The sequence below is a fragment of the Maribacter litopenaei genome (assembly GCF_025244665.1).
Lineage (GTDB): Bacteria > Bacteroidota > Bacteroidia > Flavobacteriales > Flavobacteriaceae > Maribacter > Maribacter litopenaei.
Genome location: NZ_CP104205.1, coordinates 2,312,271 through 2,331,597, shown reverse-complemented (window position 1 = coordinate 2,331,597; position 19,327 = coordinate 2,312,271). Strand labels below are relative to the sequence as shown.

Annotated in this window: 10 protein-coding genes and 7 pseudogenes; 9 read left to right on the top strand and 8 right to left on the bottom strand. The window is 42.6% G+C overall.

Annotated elements, in window-relative coordinates:
• Position 1: 1 nt before the first annotated feature.
• The 7 genes and pseudogenes from NYZ99_RS12655 to NYZ99_RS12630 all read left to right on the top strand — a co-directional run bounded on the left by NYZ99_RS12655 (position 2) and on the right by NYZ99_RS12630 (position 8,684).
• Positions 2–790: a T9SS type A sorting domain-containing protein gene (locus NYZ99_RS12655; protein ID WP_276580545.1), complete on the top strand. Its 789-nt coding sequence runs from the start codon at positions 2–4 to the stop codon at positions 788–790.
• A gap of 289 nt (positions 791–1,079) precedes the next feature.
• The gene (locus NYZ99_RS12650; protein ID WP_260571504.1) at positions 1,080–1,616 is read left to right on the top strand and encodes a peptidase associated/transthyretin-like domain-containing protein; all 537 of its coding nucleotides are present in this window, start codon (positions 1,080–1,082) and stop codon (positions 1,614–1,616) included.
• Between the two features lie 12 nt (positions 1,617–1,628).
• Positions 1,629–1,754 (top strand): annotated as a pseudogene (locus NYZ99_RS21950) (phage tail protein); the annotation flags it as partial.
• A gap of 13 nt (positions 1,755–1,767) precedes the next feature.
• A complete protein-coding gene (locus tag NYZ99_RS12645; protein ID WP_338039488.1) occupies positions 1,768–2,142 on the top strand; it encodes a phage tail protein in 375 nt (124 codons plus the stop codon).
• Between the two features lie 37 nt (positions 2,143–2,179).
• Positions 2,180–5,065: a lamin tail domain-containing protein gene (locus tag NYZ99_RS12640; RefSeq protein ID WP_260571503.1), complete on the top strand. Its 2,886-nt coding sequence runs from the start codon at positions 2,180–2,182 to the stop codon at positions 5,063–5,065.
• A 17-nt stretch (positions 5,066–5,082) separates the two neighbouring features.
• Positions 5,083–5,997, top strand: coding sequence for a Calx-beta domain-containing protein (locus tag NYZ99_RS12635; RefSeq protein WP_260571502.1), 915 nt, complete (start codon positions 5,083–5,085; stop codon positions 5,995–5,997).
• Positions 5,994–8,684, top strand: a complete 2,691-nt coding sequence (locus NYZ99_RS12630; protein ID WP_260571501.1) for a hypothetical protein — start codon at positions 5,994–5,996, stop codon at positions 8,682–8,684. Before NYZ99_RS12635 ends, NYZ99_RS12630 begins: the two co-directional genes overlap by 4 nt.
• A gap of 185 nt (positions 8,685–8,869) precedes the next feature.
• Here the strand turns inward: NYZ99_RS12630 and NYZ99_RS12625 are convergent.
• From NYZ99_RS12625 to gcvT, 5 genes and pseudogenes are all read right to left on the bottom strand, one after another.
• Positions 8,870–9,581, bottom strand: a pseudogene (locus NYZ99_RS12625) (YebC/PmpR family DNA-binding transcriptional regulator).
• An 80-nt stretch (positions 9,582–9,661) separates the two neighbouring features.
• Positions 9,662–9,949: a 4a-hydroxytetrahydrobiopterin dehydratase gene (locus tag NYZ99_RS12620; RefSeq protein ID WP_260571500.1), complete on the bottom strand. Its 288-nt coding sequence runs from the start codon at positions 9,947–9,949 to the stop codon at positions 9,662–9,664.
• A gap of 6 nt (positions 9,950–9,955) precedes the next feature.
• Positions 9,956–10,777 (bottom strand): sugar nucleotide-binding protein, encoded by an 822-nt coding sequence (locus NYZ99_RS12615; RefSeq protein ID WP_260571498.1) that lies wholly within the window; start codon positions 10,775–10,777, stop codon positions 9,956–9,958.
• A 1-nt stretch (position 10,778) separates the two neighbouring features.
• Positions 10,779–11,692 (bottom strand): annotated as a pseudogene (locus NYZ99_RS12610) (glutaminase).
• Positions 11,693–12,779: pseudogene (gene gcvT / locus NYZ99_RS12605) on the bottom strand (glycine cleavage system aminomethyltransferase GcvT). It abuts the pseudogene before it with no gap.
• Positions 12,780–12,904: 125 nt separating this feature from the next.
• Here gcvT and NYZ99_RS12600 point away from each other — a divergent pair.
• Together NYZ99_RS12600 and NYZ99_RS21945 are read left to right on the top strand one after the other, a co-directional pair.
• The gene (locus NYZ99_RS12600) at positions 12,905–14,350 is read left to right on the top strand and encodes an aminopeptidase P N-terminal domain-containing protein (RefSeq protein WP_338038997.1); all 1,446 of its coding nucleotides are present in this window, start codon (positions 12,905–12,907) and stop codon (positions 14,348–14,350) included.
• Positions 14,262–14,516, top strand: coding sequence for a hypothetical protein (locus NYZ99_RS21945; RefSeq protein WP_338039487.1), 255 nt, complete (start codon positions 14,262–14,264; stop codon positions 14,514–14,516). The genes NYZ99_RS12600 and NYZ99_RS21945 overlap by 89 nt, the downstream gene beginning before the upstream one ends.
• Here the strand turns inward: NYZ99_RS21945 and thrC are convergent.
• The 3 pseudogenes from thrC to thrA form a co-directional block, all read right to left on the bottom strand.
• Positions 14,513–15,809: pseudogene (gene thrC, locus NYZ99_RS12595) on the bottom strand (threonine synthase). The gene NYZ99_RS21945 and the pseudogene thrC sit on opposite strands and share 4 nt — an antisense overlap.
• A gap of 31 nt (positions 15,810–15,840) precedes the next feature.
• Positions 15,841–16,760 (bottom strand): annotated as a pseudogene (locus tag NYZ99_RS12590) (homoserine kinase).
• A gap of 2 nt (positions 16,761–16,762) precedes the next feature.
• A pseudogene (gene thrA / locus NYZ99_RS12585) lies at positions 16,763–19,204 on the bottom strand (bifunctional aspartate kinase/homoserine dehydrogenase I).
• Positions 19,205–19,327 lie beyond the last annotated feature (123 nt).

The following is a 19,327-nucleotide window of genomic DNA, read 5'->3' as shown; positions in this document are numbered from 1 at the left end:
GATGGCACGGTCGATACAGATGGTGACGGTATTTTCGATTGCTATGATGAAGAAATCGATTCACCATGTCCGAGAAAATGTGGATGCCAATGGTGTTTCAATAGATTCTGATGGTGATGGTGTGGCCGATTGTGAAGATGTTTGTGAGGATTATGATGATACCGTTGACACCGATGGGGATTCTATACCGGATGGCTGTGACATCTGTGAAGCTGGTGACGATTTAATAGATACAGATGGTGACGGCTTCCCGGATGCCTGTGATAACTTAGTGGTAACCATTAACACACAGAAAGATGAGACCTGTCCAGGTAGTGAAGATGGGCAAGTGGTAGTTCATCCGGAGGGGGGTAAGGCACCTTATTCCTACGATTGGGACAATGGTTCTGACAAGGCTAACAATGATAAATTGTCTGCGGGAGAATACACCGTTATAGTAACGGATGCGGATGGGAATATAGCCATGTTAACTGTTGTTATTGGTCTCGAAAATGAGGCTTGTGCCTCCAAGAATCCAACGGCAGGCGTAAAAAGTACCATTGTAAGGACCTTTCCTACCGCCTTTAACGATATCCTGAACATTGAGATAGAATCCGCTTATTCATCCAAGCTGGAGGTGACGATGTTCGATATGAACGGAAAATTGGTAAGACACGAGAATGGACAATCCTTAAGTGTCGGGGAAAACTCGTTGACACTTCAGGTGGGGGATTTGGCGCCGGATATATATCTGGTCATAGTTAAGACGGACAAGGAGCAATTCGTACATAAGGTCATCTCAAGCAAGTAGTATCAAAAATTAAAAATGGAAGGCCCCTGTACATTTGATACAGGGGCTTTTGTATTTGATTAAACTCTCCGGCAATTTGAATACTTATACTATCTTGAATTTTAACATTTTATTACCATTCATCCGATAAATCATACAGTTCATGCGCTGTGATTATGTAAATACCTTATTAACTAGTACCTTCCGTAGGTATAGAATTCAGTTGGAACATTAACTGGTTTTTGTAACCCCACAATACAAAGAACCAACCCGCTTCCTATGGTCATTGTAACCAATCACCAAAGGAAAAATGAAAAACGACAAAAAAAGAAGGAACTTTCTCAAAGGTTCCATTATGGCATCCACAGGTGCCATGCTTTTGCCTACGACCAATTTATTGGCGAAAGAATTCTCTTCTTCCCATTCAATTTCAACGTCAGATATACGTACCAAGCTCTTTGGTAAGCAAGTGGAAATTTCCGGACAGGTGTTCGATGGTTCGGGAAAGAATCCCCTTCAAAATGCGAAGATTGAATTCGCGCACCTTTCCCCCAATTCTGAACAGATGGGACATAAGGGCTTACTGATAACGGATTCCCAGGGAAGATACCTTTTAAGGATCGATTACCCGTCCAGGGAAATGGGTAAGCACACGACCATCCACTTTAGGGTGTCAAAGGAAAATAAGGAATTAGTTACGGAACTAAAATTTTCAGATGTTGAGGCATACATTACCAATAAACATTGGGAATCCCATCAAAATTTGGAAGACAATCTACTTTTTCCAAAACTGGAAAAATCATTCTATAAAACTAAAATCAATTTTAATATTTCAATCAACCAATAAAACTAGATAACTATGGAACCATTTATAGGACAGATAATGATGTTTGGTGGTAATTTTGCACCCAGGGGCTGGGCGTTGTGTGACGGGCAATTGTTACCCATATCTCAGTATACTGCGCTTTTTTCAATTTTAGGAATCACGTATGGGGGCGATGGCCGTACAACGTTTGGATTACCTGATTTACGTGGCCGCGTGCCTATGCATGCTGGAAACGAGTCCGGGCTTAACCCCAAGAAATTTAGGACAAAAAAGTGGTACAGAAACCAATACATTGAATGTTACGCAACTGCCATCACACAATCATGGTGTCTCCATACCCTCAAAGGAAGAAGGTAATGCTGATGTTCCTGCGGGTAACTATGTTGCCGGTGCCGGTCTTGATAGTTTTGGTACGACCACAGACTCAAATATGGCCTCATTTCAGACCTTGAATGCCGGAGGTAGCCAGCCTATAAATAATATTCAACCGTTTCAATGTGTGAATTATATCATCGCATTGCAAGGGATATTCCCTTCTAGAAATTAATACCTAATAGACATAAACCAACCAAAACCGTCCGGATATGAGAAAAATTACGCTGTTGTGTACATTACTGTTCACTTTAAGTAGCGCTTTTGCCCGGACTACACTAAGTGCAGGTGATATTGCCTTTGTAGGTCTGAATACCGATGGGGCAACCGACGCCGATGATAACTTTGCGTTTGTTCTTTTAAAAGATATAGATGCCGCGACCCGGATCATTTTTACGGATCGTGGCTGGAGTGATGCCACGGGATTCTCTTCCTTTGTAGGTGACGGTGAATTTACCTGGACTTCCGGAGCGGCAAGAACGGCCGGTGAGGTCATAGTATTGGACTTTAGTAATTTGTCCCCACCTGCGGCTTCCTTTACGGTCGCGGGCGACCAACTGTTCGCTATCCAGGGCAGTATTGCAAGTCCAACTTTTATTGCAGGATTGCATTTTAATGTGGTAACTGGGGTTACGGACGATGCCAATTGGGACGGTGATGCTACGAGCAACACTACTTCAGCGCTTCCGGATGCTTTGACTACGGGTGATACTGCAGTTCGATTGACCGGCCCAGGGGGAATGGAACAGGACAATTTTCAATTTAGTTGTGGTATAGCGGGCTGCCCACTTTCAGGTACCCCGGAACAGATTAGGGCCATTGTTCATAATCGCGCCAATTGGGTAAGTAATGATGATACAGTATATCCCGGTACAGTGGATGCTAGTTTGGGTACAGTTACAATAACTGATGGCGAAACTCCACCGACTATCAATGATATCACCTTTAACCAATCTGGTTATTGCCCTGGTGAGTTAGTTGTCATAACTATAGATGGTCAACTCAATGATGCAACTGAATGGGTGGTTTATAACAGTAGTGGCTGTGGTGTAACTGAAATAGTAAGAAGTAGCTCTTCTACTATCAATATAGGATCAAGGGCTAACGTAGATACCTATAACCTCTTTGTAAGAGGGGAGGGAGGGACAATTGCCACACCACCTGATTGTTTTGAGACTTCAATAATTGTAGGAGGAACCAATCCGGAAATAACAAGTCTATCACTAAATCAGAGCACATATCTGCCTGGAGAAACTGTTATCTTATCAGTTAATGGTAGTTTAAATGATGCCACGGAATGGGTAGTATACAATGATGATGGTTGCGGAGTTACGGAGGTTGTCAGAAGCAGTTCTTCTACAATAAATGTGGGATTTAGAGCATTAGCTGGCTTATATACACTCTATGTTCGAGGTGAAGGTGATTGTGTAGAAGAAATAACTTGTACAACAATAGATATTATTGTCAATGAGCCCAAACCGACACCAATTATCACGGAAATTATGTACAACCCAAGTAGTATGGAGGACGATTGGGAATGGATAGAAATTTACAACCCCGGATTGGTTGACCTGGATATTTCCGGTTATGTCATAGATGATTTCAATAGTGTGGCCCATGGTTCAGCAAATATTGCAACGGGTATAGTACCCGCAGGAGAGTCTGTCGTACTTTATAATTCAGAGGACGTTTCCGAAGCCGATTTCTTAGCAGCTTGGGGCTTTGTCAATTTGGTCCCAGTGACCAATTGGGGGGCCATGTCCTTGAACAATACCGGCGATACCATCGGTATTTGGGATAGTTTTGCCAGTTATTCCGGAGATAATGAAACACAGGCCAATGTGATTGAGCAGGTGGCATATGAAACCACGGATTGGCCATTGGATGATGGTATCTCGTCTGTATACTTAAAGGATTTAACCGCAGACAATACCATTGGTAGTAATTGGGCGTTGAGTACAGATGGTGGGGCTACGCCACTTTTTGAAGGGTATACCAGTCAGGCGGCTGGAGGAAATAACGGCGGAGATATAGGATCACCAGGTACTCCTTTTACTTTAGCTAGCATCACGGTATTAAAAAATGTGGACGATGACAGTTTTGCCGATATGATGTTCGATTTCTCTTTTGGAGGTATCCCATTTTCGATCAGCGAAAATACAACGGAGGGATATGTGTTTGAAAATTTGCTACCCGGTAATTACGAAATAACGGAATTGGTTCCTGATGGATGGGATTTGGTAAGTATAAATGCAGGTGCCGGTAATAATAATACGGCATTGCCAAATGGATTAACGGTAGTTTTGGAAGCGGGTGAGAACGCTGTTGTCACTTTTAACAATGTTTATGTTCCAATACCTGCAATAGTCATAAACGAAATTTTAGCAGATCCCCCAGTGGATTTATCAGGAGACGCAAATGGGGATGGTACAAGGGATGCATCACAAGATGAATTCATCGAAATAGTGAACTTGGAGGATACGGATATTGATATTTCAGGATGGACAATTTCTGATGCAGTAGGTATTAGACATACTTTCCCTGCAAATACGATTCTAGCATCAAATTGTGGAGCAGTAATATTTGGAGGTGGTACGCCTACTGGTCAATTTGGGGGAATGGCTGTGCAAACGGCTTCCTCAGGCTTCCTTGGGTTGAACAATGGCGGGGATACAGTAATTCTATCAGATGACGAAGCCACTGTAATTGCAACATATACGTATGGTTCGGAAGGTGGTAATGATCAATCCTTGACCCTAGTCCCTGATGGGACTGGTACGGAACCATTGGTACCCCATAGTACGGCAACGGGAAGTGGGGGTACTCCATTCTCACCAGGTACAAGGGTAGATGGTACGGCATTTGTTGGTTGCGAAGTCATAGCTCCCCCTGTAATTACTTGTCCATCGGACCTAACTATCGAAGATGATGAATCAACGGATCCCGCGTTTACAGGAGAACCGGTTTACCAAGGTGGAGCAGGAGATGTCACTATTACTTTTTCCGATATTGTAGCTACTGATGGTACGATAACCGAACTTGGACCGCTACCGATGAAAATGAAGGCACTTCAAGTTGTGAACAAACGATTACGGTGATTTCTGAATGCGAAGTTATGATTCTTCAACAACCACAAGATGTTGATGTTACGGTTTGTGAAACGGAGCCACCTCTAAATGTTTTTATAGTTGAAGCATCCGGTTCGGGTACATTGTCCTACTTATGGGAACAAAAGCTATCGGACTCATCTTCTTGGTTCCCACTTAATTTAACTGGGAATACTTTGGAAATAGTTGATAATTTGCCCTATAATAATGGATCCATGTTTCGAGTAACGGTAACCTCAGATAATGGAACCCCAGGCGATGCTACAGATGATTGCTCAGTTACCAGTGATGAAGTTACGTTGACCACCGTATCATTAGAATTTAAGGCAGATATCCCTGTTAACTTTGGCGTACAGACCGATCAGGGCGGGGGCTTACCTGCCCAGGGCACACAAGTGGGCGACAAAGGTGTCTACAGTGGTCCCGGTGTTACCGATGACGGCAATGGTTTGACCTATACTTTTGACCCAGCAGTAGCTGGAGAAGGAATTACAACCATTACCTACACCTATACAAATGCCAATGGTTGTTCGAGTTCCGCAACTGACGAAATATTAATTTTCCCGGAGAAAGCTTTAATATACATAAATGATGTGACACAAGTTGAGGGAACAGGTGGGACTACGAACTTTGTATTTCAAGTAAGTTTAAGTAGGCCCTCTTCGGAAACGTTGATTGTGGATTACCAAACCTATGATAACTTCGCTATTTCTCCCGATGATTTTACTGCCGTGTCAGGAACTTTAACTTTCAATCCAGGTGAAGCTTCTAAGCAATTTACAGTTGATGTTGTACCTGATTCAGAAGTTGAATCAGATGAAACCTTTTTAGTTCAGATTTTTGGTCGAAATTCGGAGATTTTTGGACATCAAAATTTAGAGGAACCGGTACCATACTTAATGACGACTTTATATGTGAGATGACCTGCAGCATAGACCAGGATGTACTCACCACGAACCACGAGACCGAGGACGGTGTTGCCACGGTGAACCCAAAGGGCGGTACGGGAGAATATACCTACCTGTGGGACAACGGGGAGAAGACACAGACGGCGACCAAACTCACCTATGGTATGCATTGGGTAACGGTAACGGATTCCAACGGGTGCGAGACCAGTTGCCAAGTGGACATTGCCAAGGAACTCTATTGTTGGACCAACCTGATCCAGAACGTGAGCGTAAAGGGCGGTAGCGACGGAGCGGCACGGGCCATGGGTAACGGAGGCTATGCCCCGTATACTTTCAAATGGGACGATGGTTCTACTGAACAGACCAACAATACGTTAAAAGCGGGAGTCCATTATGTAACGATTACAGATGCTGTGGGGGCAACGTCCCGTTGCAGCGTTACCATAGAGGAACCCAATGAGACCAACTGTAGCCAATTGATATGTTCCATAGAACAGGACGTCCTTACCATGCACCATGAGACAGAGGATGGAGTGGCAACGGTCTACGTAAAAGGAGGTACGGGACAGTATACCTATCTATGGGATAACGGGGAGACCACCCAACAGGCAACGACCCTGACCTATGGGATGCATTCGGTGACCGTTACTGATATAAATGGATGTGAAACTACCTGCCGGATAGACATTGCCAAAGAACTGTACTGCTGGATCAACCTTTATGGCAACGTAACGGTTCGCGGCGGCAGTGACGGATCTGCAAAAGTACATGGCAATGGAGGGTATAGACCGTTTACCTATCGCTGGGACGATGGTACCACGGATAGGCTAAACACAAATTTAAAAGCTGGGACACATTATGTGACCATCACCGATGCCACAGGGGCAACTTCCCGTTGTAGTATTACCATTACAGAACCCGGTCAAGAAATATGCGACGGCGTGGACAACGACGGTGACGGTGACATAGACGAAGGATTCGACCAGGACGGCGACGGTATTGCGGATTGTTACGATGATTGTGACGACACCATCGATACCGACCAGGACGGAGTTCCGGACTGTAGGGATGCTTGTCCGGGCTTTGATGATACATTGGATTCCGACGGTGACGGTACCCCGGATGGATGTGATATCGAGGTATGCGACGGTGTGGATAACGACGGCGACGGTGAGATTGACGAAGGTTTCGACAAGGACGGCGACGGTACTGCGGATTGTTACGATGATTGTGACGACACCATTGATACCGATCAGGACGGTGTGCCGGACTGTAAGGATATCTGCCCTGGCTTCGATGATACGATGGACTCCGACGGGGACGGTACCCCGGATGGATGTGATATCGAGGTATGCGACGGTGTGGACAACGACGGAGACGGTGACATAGACGAAGGTTTCGACAAGGACGGCGACGGTATTGCGGATTGCTTTGATGAATGCGACGATAGCATCGATACCGACCAGGACGGTGTGCCGGACTGTAAGGATATCTGCCCAGGCTTCGATGATACGATGGACTCCGACGGGGACGGTATCCCGGATGGATGTGATATCGAGGTATGCGACGGCGTGGACAACGACGGTGACGGTGACATAGACGAAGGTTTCGACAAGGACGGCGACGGTATTGCGGATTGCTTTGATGAATGCGACGATAGCATCGATACCGACCAGGACGGTGTGCCGGACTGTAAGGATATCTGCCCTGGCTTCGATGATACGATGGACTCCGACGGTGATGGCATCCCGGATGGATGCGATGACTGCGATGACCGCGATGACGACCAGGATGGCGTACCGAACTGCGTGGATGTCTGTGAAGGTTTTGATGATAACCTAGATTCTGACGGAGACGGAACTCCGGATGGATGTGACGACTGTGACGATTTAGATGACGATGGGGATGGTGTAAGGAACTGTGAGGACGTTTGTCCGGACGGGGACGATATGGCCGATAGCGATGGCGATGGCATTCCGGATGCCTGTGACGAAGAGGTTTGCGATGGGGTCGACAATGATGGTGACGGCGATATAGATGAGGGCTTGAATTGTGATCCTGGTTCCATTGACCAATGCGAAACGGCATTTGCAAGGTCCTCTGATGAAAACGTATGGACCTGCTTCTTGGATATCCCAAATATCAATGCAAATAGATGGGGATGGATCAACGAGTTCCCGTCGATAGATGGCGTCTATGAAATGGACCTGTACGCAGCTGCCGGCCAATGCGATATCAGTAAGGGAGCCCTTGTCGGAAGTGTTCAAGTGGTCTATTCCGGTGGTAGCGTAAGCGTTACCGTATCCACTTTGGGCGGTTATAAGATGACGGAGGCCCAGCTCTATGTGGGCAGTAACGCAGTACCCGCCAAACCGAACAACGGCAATTTAACGGTGGCACCAGGGGATTATCCATATGAGGACAATATCAGCGGAGACTTTGTAACCCATACCTTTCCGGATGTAAGTGCGGGTGATATGGATAGCTTCTACGTAATATTGCACGCCGAAGTATGTCCGATGGATGATGTGGCCAAATATCAGGCACCTACCTTGGAACTATCAGGATATCCCGTACCATTCAAGGAGGACTTTACGCTCGTAGTGATTTCTCCTAGGGAGATGAAGAGCGAATTGTCCCTATATGATGGAATCGGTAAAAGAGTCCGAGACTTTTGGAAACTACTACCTGAAAAAAGGTAGAAATGAGATTGGACTAAGGACGAACGAACTGCCTGCGGGAATGTATTATGTATATGTTACCACCGGTAGCGGCAAACAAATTTTAAAGGTGCTTCGCAGGCCCTAAAGGATTTTGTAAATGTATAAAAGGCCACCTTATATAAGGTGGCCTTTTTTAATTTTAAAAAGGAGCAAATCATTAATTTTTATTCTTCCATTGTATGATAGACGTTCTGTACGTCATCATCTTCCTCGATTTTCTCCAGTAATTTTTCCACATCGGCTGCTTCTTCCTCGCCTAAGGGTTTTGTGACCTGGGGGATGCGTTCAAACCCGGAAGATAGAATTTCGATACCCCTATTCTCAAGCTCTTTCTGTATAGCTCCAAAACTTTCAAAAGGGGCATATATTAATATGCCATCGTCGTCCACGAATACCTCTTCGGCTCCAAAGTCGATCATTTCCAATTCAAGTTCCTCAGGGTCTATGCCTTCAGCCGGAATCCGGAAATTACAGGTGTGGTCGAACATAAATTCTACTGACCCAGGAGGTTCCCAAACTGCCATCACATTTATTGAAATAGCTTCGGATATTTGCCACTGTTCCGGTATTATTGTCCGTTGCAGTTTCTATCAAGATGGCAATACCATGCGGGCCATAGCCTTCAAACAAGACTTCCTTGTAATCTCCCGCATTTTTATCACTTGCTCTTTTTATGGCGCGCTCAATATTGTCCTTGGGCATATTCACCGCCTTGGCATTCTGAATAACGGCTCGTAACCTGGAGTTTGCATCCGGATCCAGACCTCCTTCCTTAACGGCCATTACAATGTCTTTCCCAATTCGCGTAAATGCCTTGGACATTGCTGCCCATCGCTTCATTTTTCGTGCTTTCCTAAACTCAAAAGCTCTTCCCATAATCCTGTTTGTTTGATGCTGGCAAATTTAGCAAAATTCCCAAAGGTTAAAACCGAAAACTATTCTTTGAAATTATCTCTCTAATCACTCTCTATAATGTCTTCGATACTTCTCGCCAATGCAAAGTCCTTTTCCGTAACACCGTTGGCATCATGGGTGCTTAGTCGAATGTTTACGGTTTTGTATACATTGCTCCAATCTGGGTGGTGGCCTTGCGCCTCGCATTCAAATGCAATCCTTGTCATTACCGAAAAGGCTTCCTTAAAATCCTTGAATTCAAAAGTAGTCTCGATTGCTCCATCCACATATTCCCAGCCATCCAATTGGCTTAGATAATCATAAATCTGTTTGTCCGTAAATTTTTCCATGCGTTATTATTTAATAATATGGTGGTCTATAATATCTTGATACGAAAATCTCAAATTTTTTGGTAGTAGGTTCGATTTTGGAAGAACGGCCAAATACCTATCTTCATTTGTAGTATAAACCCTTTTAATAATAGGATTAAATTTGCCTACCCGCTCCAAAACCTCCTTTACAAAGTCCTCATGATGTACCAAATCTGTACTACCAAGATGAAATATACCTGTTTTGTTTCTATTGATAAGATAATGAATTTGTTGGGTTAGCTTGTCATCGTTGGTTACATTTAATATTAAGTTTGGAAAAACCTCTACAGGTTCATTGTTTAATATCAAATTTTTCATGTCCCGAACACGTGGTGAAGTATTTCCAAAGACCATAGGAACTCTTAAAATTGCCATTTTATCTTTTGGCAAGCGCATCAACATGTTTTCAATCTTAATTTTCAGTCTTCCATAGATACTTTCAGAAAGAGTTTTATCGTTTTCGTAGGAGGGATACTTGCTGTAAGCATCAAATACATTGGCTGAAGAAAGAAAATAGAGTTTACTGTTATTGTGTCTTGTGTACTCAGCCGGATGTTGATGTGTTATTATTTGAGCCGCAAAATTACCCCTCAGTGCCGAGATTATCACATGCGGTCTAAGGTTTTCCAATACCTTATAAATATCGTCCTCCTCTAGATTAAATTGGAAAAACTGTTTGTTTTGTTCAAAAGACCGTCTAGCGTTGAAATAGGTTCCATAGGTATCAAAATAGTTACAAAGTTCCTTATAAATGGCATTGCCAAGGAACCCGCTTCCCCCTAATATCAATACTCTTTTTTTTTCCAAACTAAAAAATTGATAAATCGGATAATGTAGTTAATTGCTCCAGTGCCGCCATGCCCCTTGTAGAGTTACCTTTGGGATTTAATCCAGGAGACCAAACGGTCACACAGAATTTTTTGGGCAAAAGCGCCACAATACCTCCTCCCACGCCGCTCTTTCCCGGGAGACCTACCTTAAATGCAAATTCACCCGCTTCGTCATAGAAACCACAGGTCAACATTAGGGCATTGATTCTCTTCACCTGTCCAACGGAAAGAAATTCCATTTGCTGTTTACATCTTCCGCGATTTATGAACATATAGAAGGTGTTGCAAAGCTGGGTGCAGGACATGGATAAGGAACATTGATAAAAGTAGAAATCAAGCACCTCAATGAGGTCATTTTTTAGGTTGCCGTAGGATTTAAGGAGATTCGCCGCTGCGTAATTTTTAAATCCCGTTGCTTTTTCTGATTGTGCCACTTTTTCATCATATGTGATGGTCGTGTCACCACTTACATTATGAACGAATTCTAAAAAGTCCTTTTTGGGATTACGTAGTTCACTTACCAAAATATCCGCTATGACAATAGCGCCAGCGTTGATCAGCGGATTTCCGGGTATCCCATTTTCTTGTTCCGAAGTGAAAGGTGGTTGAAAGGATCACCCGAAGGCTCTACGTCCACTCGATTCCAAACCTTTTCACCAATTAGACTCATGGCCATGGCCAACGTGAGCACTTTGGATATACTCTGTACAGAAAAGCGTTCATTAAAATCGCCCAATTGAAAAGACTTCTTATCTATATCCAATAAACAAATACCGAATTTATCCTCATGTATGGAGGCTAATTCTGGAATATAGGAAGCGACCTTTCCGGTATCGGACAGGTGCTTTGTTTCTTCATAGACGGTATGTATGATGTTTTGAAAATCCGGCATTTAACCCTTATAAAAAGGAAGTTTTATTACCTTGGCGGGTACCGCGTTTTTCCTGATTTGAATATTTATATTGCTGCCAATTTCGGAAAACTCTGTTGGCACGTACCCCAAACCAATGCCCTTTCCTAAAGAAGGGGACATAGTTCCTGATGTAACAATTCCAATTATATTTCCGCTGTCATCCACAATTTCATAGTCATGCCTAGGTATTCCACGTTCTACTAATTCGAACCCAATTAGTCTCCTGTCCGGACCTTTTTCCTTTTCCTTTTCCAAAGCTTCACTATTTACAAAATCCTTGGTAAATTTTGTTATCCATCCCAAGCCGGCTTCAATAGGGGAGGTTTCATCGTTAATATCATTTCCATAAAGACAGTAGCCCATTTCCAGCCTTAAGGTGTCTCGGGCGGCCAAACCAATTGGTTTAATTCCAAAATCGGCTCCGGCCTCAAAAACTTTGTCCCAAACTTGTTGTACTTCACTGTTCTTGCAATAGATCTCAAAACCGCCGTGAACCGGTGTAACCTGTTGCCGAGATGATGACATATTCAATGCCTGCAAAATCGGCTACTTCGAAATGGTAGAACTTAATTCGCGACAAATCGACCGAAGTCAAAGATTGCATGGCTTCAACTGCCTTTGGACCTTGAATGGCCAGGAGTGAATAATCTTCGGAAAGGTTTCGCATATCCGCATTGTAATCCACATTGTACTTTGATATATGTGCCCAATCCTTATCAATATTTGAGGCATTTACCACTAATAGATATTGCTCTTCCTTTATCTTGTATACAATAAGGTCATCTACGATTCCTCCTGTTTCATTGGGCAAACAACTGTATTGAGCCCTACCAATGGTCAATTTGGAAGCATCGTTGGATGTCACTTTTTGGATCAAATCCAAGGCATTTGGCCCACTGATCAAAAATTCACCCATATGGGAAACATCAAATACACCAACTCCCTTTCTCACTGTTTCATGTTCTGCATTGACGCCCTCATAGGAAACGGGCATATTGTATCCGGCAAATGGGACCATTTTGGCTCCCAATTTCTCATGGGTCTTAGTTAAGGCTGTATTTTTCATTTCAATGTTTTACGTAACGCAAATTTAATGGAATTAAATAGGATAGCATTCCAATGATATCCTATGTTTTACCTAAATTTTATAGTACCTTGTCCGTTCCTATTTTTCAACGTAAAAGAATACTTATGAAATTATCTGTGCTTTGGATTGTTATTCTTTCCACATTGACAGTAAGCTCACAAAACCTTCCAAAAGATTACTTATCATCAGAATTCCATAAAGAAAGAAGGGACAAAGTTCGAGAAATGATGTCACACAATAGCGTCTTGGTATTCTTTGCCAATGCGGAGCGGAACCGAGCGAACGATGTGGATTATATTTATCATCAAGATCCCAATTTTTATTATTTGACAGGATACAAGGAACCCAATGCCGTATTGCTCATTTTCTCCGAGATGCAAAGGGATGCCAATGGTCAGGAATATGACGAAATGATATATGTACAGGAACGGAATGCTAGGGAAGAGCAATGGACAGGAAAGCGATTAGGTGTAGAAGGGGTAACCGAAAAACTTGGTTTTAAAAGGGTTTACAATGGTAGTGAGTTTTCCAATTTACCAATAGATTTAAGTTCATTTGACAAAGTGTCATTCTTTGATTTTGAAAATGATTACCGTGATAAAAGGGGAGATGCTGATTTGTTCGACCTTATAAAAACCTTTAAGATAAAGGCAAATTATCCATCGGATTATGACCCGATAAAGCAAAATTTGTATGCCATGATTCAATCTGCTACTCCTGAAAACACGGAGAATGTAGCAAAGACTGTTGGGAGGTATCCGGATTTTTACGAAAACCTTAAAGGAGATGAATTTTTGAAGGACTTTGTAAATGCCACTGATGACTCCGGAAGATTGGAGGTGAAGGAGAAAGTCAATTTGGCACTTGCATCAAACAATCTAGATTCCAAAATGATTTCTGAAATAATGGCTACCCTTCGCGAGACAAAGACCCCGGAGGAAATGAAGTTGTTGAAAAAGGCCATAGAGATTTCCGCAGTGGGACAGATCGAAGTGATGAAGGCGATGCACCCTTACATGTCAGAAACAGAAATACAGGGTGTCCATGAATATGTTTACAAAAAATATGGAGCAGAATATGAAGGCTATCCGTCTATAGTAGGCGGCGGAAATAACGGATGTATTTTACACTATATAGAGAATAACAAAATGGAGGTAGGTAATGATTTGGTGTTGATGAATCTTGGAGCGGAATATCATGGCTATACCGCGGATGTTACCCGAACCATACCCGCCAATGGAAAATTCTCTCCCGAACAAAAGGCTATTTATGATATCGTTTATGACGCTCAAGAGGCCGGAATAAAAGCTAGTGTGGTGGGTGGCGAATTCCAGGCTCCTGGAAAGGCCGCTTTAAAAGTTGTGGAAGAAGGATTGATCAGATTAGGTATAATCAAGGAAGCGAGCGAAGCAAGGACCTATTTTCCCCATGGAACTTCCCATTATTTGGGACTTGATGTCCATGACCAAGGAACCTATCGGCCGTTTCAAGCAAACACGGTTATTACGGTGGAGCCCGGTATTTATATTCCGAGAAGGCAGCGATTGTGATGAAAAATGGTGGGGCATCGCAGTACGTATTGAGGACGATATCCTTATTACCGACGAGGGTCCTGTGAATCTATCAGCCATGGCACCAAGAACAACCGAAGCTATTGAGGCCATGATGAAACAACCTAGTCCTTTGGACGACTTTCAACTGCCAAAGCTTGATTAACGGTTCAATAGGAATTCGCTTAAATCCGAATACGTTTTAATTTTTATAGATTTTTTCTCCTTATCCATAACCTTTTGAATTTGTGGAGGTAAGGGTAATTCTTTTCCTATAGTTTCTTCTACCACATCCAAAAACTTAACGGGGTGCGCAGTTTCCAAGAATATACCATAGGTGTCGGAATGATTATGCTGGTACTTTTTGAGTCCTAAATAACCTACGGCACCATGCGGGTCTGCACAATATCCGCTGGCTTTATAGATGTCCATAATTGCTTTTTTTGTCTCGCTATCCGAGAAGGAGTAGGAGGATAGATGATTTTTCAATATTTCAAAATCGTCTTGAAACAAATGTCGTATCCTTACGAAATTACTCGGGTCGCCTACATCCATGGCATTCGAGATGGTCGCAGTAGATGGTTTTGGGTTGTACGTTTGCGTTTTCATAAACTCGGGCACGGTATCATTCACATTTGTGGAAGCAACAAAGTGCTTTACGGGCATTCCCAGTTTTTGTGCGACCATACCTGCACAAATATTCCCGAAATTACCGGAGGGAACCGAAAAGACAATTTCTTTACCCTTACTCTTGGCTTGTTTGTAGGCGAATAGAAAATAAAATAATTGAGGTAGCCAACGTGCCACATTAATGGAATTGGCCGATGTAAGCTTCATTTTTCCTAAAAGAGTCTCGTCCGAGAAAGGCCTTTTTAACCATGGCCTGACAGTCATCAAAAGTACCGTCAACTTCCAGGGCCGTGATATTCTGTCCTAGGGTGGTCAATTGTCTTTCTTGGATATCACTTACTTTTCCGCTTGGATAAAGTATCACAACTTTTACACCTTCAACCCCTAAAAATCCATTGGCAACTGCCCCTCCCGTGTCTCCGGACGTGGCTACCAAAACGGTGACCTCATTTTTTTCGTCTTTTGAAAAGTAGCCTAAACACTGCGCCATAAACCTCGCACCTACATCCTTAAAGGCCATAGTGGAACCGTGAAAAAGCTCCAGCGTAGCAATGTTCTCTTCAATCTGTATTACTGGAAACTCGAAGTCCAAGGTATTCTTTAGAATCTCACGAAGGACGTCGTTTGGTATTTCATCACTTACGAATTGATGGATGGCATTAAATGCTATTTCTTGATTCGATAGGTCTTCAATGCCATCGAAGAAACTATCGGGCAAGGGTTCAATTTTTTCCGGGAAATAAAGTCCCTTATCCGGGGCAATACCATTAATAACCGCTTCTTTAAAGGAAACGTCAGGGGCTTTTTTATTTAAACTGTAAAAATTCAAAATATAGTATAATGTATTAAGAGAATAGGAATTAAATAATTCTCACTCCCTCATGATTTATTTTAGAAACATGGACATCATGCTCCAATCCTATTTTCTTATATACCTCTTTCATGGCTTTGGCTACCTTGTTGGCAACGTCCTCGCCCTTGCTCAGGGCAAATATAGAGGACTCGACTCCGAGATTCCTGCGCCTAGGGCCCCAGCTTCCAAAGAAGCCATTTTAACCATATCAAATCCAGGAATTAGAATGGAGCGTATAGGTTCTATAATGTGATCTTCTAGGGAACGACCTATTAAATCGTAATCATTTTGAAGTAGTCCCGCGATCAATCCTCCTACATTTCCCCATTGTTTTATGGCGGTTTGCAATGACAAAGAAGTCTTTAAAATTTTTCTAGAGTCAGATGTCTTTACTTCGATCTGTGGGTGGATAACCGTGGCAAATAACTCACTTGGCGCTTGGATGGGAATGATATCCAAGGGAGTATAGCTTCTCACTAAGGTAAAATCCCCAAATAAGGCAGGAGCGACATTGTCTGCATGGGCAACATCACTTGCCAATCGCTCCCCTTCCATGGCAAAAGTAACAAGTTCCGTTTTAGAGAAGGGGTCTCCCAATAAATGATTCATGGCCCAAACTGCCCCGGTAGAGCTAGCCGCGCTACTTCCAATACCGCTGCCTGGCTTGATTTTTTTATAAATCTCTATTTCAAAACCTCCAGGGTAATCCGTTTTATCCAATAAGGCAAGTCCTGCTACCCCTGCAACATTGCTTTTTGTCTCGAGGGGTAATTTCTGTCCTTCGATTTTTGTAATGAAAACACCCTTTTTATTGGTCTTTCGCACTACCATTTCGTCACCTACAGAATCCAATGCAACGCCAAGAACATCAAAACCACAAGAAATATTGGCAATGGTCGCCGGACAGAATACCTTTACTTCATCCATACTTAAAAATTACCTATTCTTATGATGTCCGCAAAAATTCCGGAGGCGGTAACATCCGCACCTGCACCTGCACCTTTAATTATCAAGGGAAGGTTAGGATAGCGCTCAGTGTAAAACAATACTATATTGTCACTTCCCTCAAGATTATAAAAATCATGTCCCTTGGGAATTTCCTGTAATCCAACGCTGGCCACGCCATTTTCAAATTGTGCCACATATTTCAGTTTACAGTTTTTCTCCTTAGCATCCCCGTATATCTTCTGAAAATCCGACTCGTATTTAACCAAAGATTCAAAGAAATCTTCATTGTTTTTGGTAGCTAAACTTTCTTCAGGTAAAAAGGAGTCGTTTCTAATATCATCTATTTCCAAAATATAACCGCTCTCCCTTGCCGTAATTAGAATCTTGCGCATGACATCGATACCACTAAGGTCAATTTTTGGATCAGGTTCCGTATAACCTTCTTCCTGGGCTCTTTTAACAATATCATGAAATGTATTGGTGTCGTTGAAATTGTTAAAGACAAAATTTAAACTGCCCGAAAGTACCGCTTGAATCTTGAGTATCTTGTCCCCCGAAGCTATCAAATTTTTCAACGTGTCAATAATTGGAAGTCCTGCCCCTACATTGGTCTCGAATAAAAAGGGTGCGTTGTATTCCCTTGCTAGGGATTTTAGCCTCGCATAGTTAGTATATTCAGATGAACAGGCTATTTTATTACAGGTTACTACGGATATACTATTGCTTAAGAAAGAAGGGTAGGTGCTTGCTATTTCTTCACTTGCGGTATTGTCAACAAATATGCTATTGCGGAAATTTAGGTCATTTACCTTTTCTATAAAAAGTTTTTTATCGGCCTTTTGCCCATTTAACAAAGCTTCCTGCCAAGTATCCAATTGTATCCCTTTTTCATCAAAATGCATGATCCTTGAATTTGAAATACCAATGACCCGTACATTCAACTTCAGATTTTTCTTTAGATATTTTTCTTGTGATTTTATTTGATTCAAGAACTTGGCGCCTACATTTCCAACGCCCATTACAAATAAGTTAAGCTGCTTTATATTTTCCTCGAAAAATTCTTCATGAAGGGCATTAAGGGCTTTTTTTACATCCTTTTCGTTAATAACACAGGAGATATTACGTTCAGAGGCTCCCTGCGCGATCACCCTAATATTGACATTGTTCTTACCTAGGGTGCTGAACATTTTTCCACTGAGCCCTTGATGACTTTTCATATTGTCACCTACCAATGCCACGATGGCAAGTCCTTTCTCCGGGATTACTTTCTTTATTTTGTCCCTCTCAATTTCATAGGCAAATGCCTCATTGACTACTTCAACGGATTTTTCAACGTCATCTGCCGACACTCCAACGCAAATGGAATGTTCTGAGGAGGCTTGGGTAATTAGTACGACACTTATGTCCGCCTGTGACAAAACCTCGAAAAACCGTTTTGAAATCCCGGGTATGCCTACCATTCCAGGTCCTTCCAAAGAAAGCAGCGCCATATTCCCTATGTGGCTAATACCGCGTACGGTCTTTCCGCCTTCGTTCTTTGATTTTGTGATCAAGGTTCCTGCCTCTTCCGGCCTAAAAGTATTTTTTATGATTATGGAAATTCCCTTGGATAATACGGGTTGTATAGTGGGAGGGTATAAAACTTTGGCACCAAAATGCGATAGTTCCATGGCTTCCTCGTAGGAAATATGGGTTATCGCCTTGGCTTGTTTCACCATTTTAGGGTTTGCCGTGTACATACCGCTAACGTCCGTCCAAATTTCCAAAATTTCAGATTCTAAGGCAGCTGCATAGATAGCTGCCGTATAATCCGAACCACCCCTGCCAAGTGTAGTAATATCGCCGGTTCTCGAAGTTGCAATAAATCCGGGACAGATTGTTATTGAAGCCGATTTATGGCCAAAAAAATCTTTACAGTTAGTATTGGTCAAAGCAAAGTCGACCACATTTTTACCGGCAAGTTTATATGTTTTTATAAGTTCCCTGCTATCCTTGTAAATGGTGTTTAGTCCCTCTGCAGCCAAATACTCACTAATTATATATGAAGAAAGTAGTTCCCCGAAACTAACTATTTTATCAGATAATTTTGGTGTAATCTCACCGATAAAATAGGCACCCTCTAGCAGCGTTTCCGAATGTTCAATTCAGATTTAACTTTGCTCAGAACCTTACCTCGGGCCGTAATAGGGAGTAATTCTTTAACGGTATCCAAATGCCTTGCTTCAATTTCATCCAAAACTCTTTTGTAGCCCGTTTGTTGTTTGGCCGCCAGTTCACCCGCCTCAAGTAATTGGATCCGTTACTCCCCCAAAAGCTGAGACCACCACTATAATATGTTCATTATAGTTTGATAGGATGTTTTTGATTTTTATAATGTTTTCCGGGCTGGCTACTGATGAGCCGCCAAATTTCAAGACTTTCATGCTAGAGTATTGTGTAAATTGACTTTTTGGGAATCGTGTTTAAAAACACTGTTACGGAAGTGCATATTTTCTTACCCCGGAGGGGTGAAGAATATAGTAAGTGCATTAAAGTATTTTATTCGG

Excerpts from the sequence above, each read along its gene's own strand:
- NYZ99_RS12655 (WP_276580545.1), top strand. The coding sequence starts at position 2 with ATGGCACGGTCGATACAGATGGTGACGGTATTTTCGATTGCTATGATG.
- NYZ99_RS12650 (WP_260571504.1), top strand. The coding sequence starts at position 1,080 with ATGAAAAACGACAAAAAAAGAAGGAACTTTCTCAAAGGTTCCATTATG.
- NYZ99_RS12645 (WP_338039488.1), top strand. The coding sequence starts at position 1,768 with ATGGCCGTACAACGTTTGGATTACCTGATTTACGTGGCCGCGTGCCTA.
- NYZ99_RS12640 (WP_260571503.1), top strand. The coding sequence starts at position 2,180 with ATGAGAAAAATTACGCTGTTGTGTACATTACTGTTCACTTTAAGTAGC.
- NYZ99_RS12635 (WP_260571502.1), top strand. The coding sequence starts at position 5,083 with ATGATTCTTCAACAACCACAAGATGTTGATGTTACGGTTTGTGAAACG.
- NYZ99_RS12630 (WP_260571501.1), top strand. The coding sequence starts at position 5,994 with ATGACCTGCAGCATAGACCAGGATGTACTCACCACGAACCACGAGACC.
- NYZ99_RS12620 (WP_260571500.1), bottom strand. The coding sequence starts at position 9,949 with ATGGAAAAATTTACGGACAAACAGATTTATGATTATCTAAGCCAATTG.
- NYZ99_RS12600 (WP_338038997.1), top strand. The coding sequence starts at position 12,905 with ATGAAATTATCTGTGCTTTGGATTGTTATTCTTTCCACATTGACAGTA.
- NYZ99_RS21945 (WP_338039487.1), top strand. The coding sequence starts at position 14,262 with ATGACCAAGGAACCTATCGGCCGTTTCAAGCAAACACGGTTATTACGG.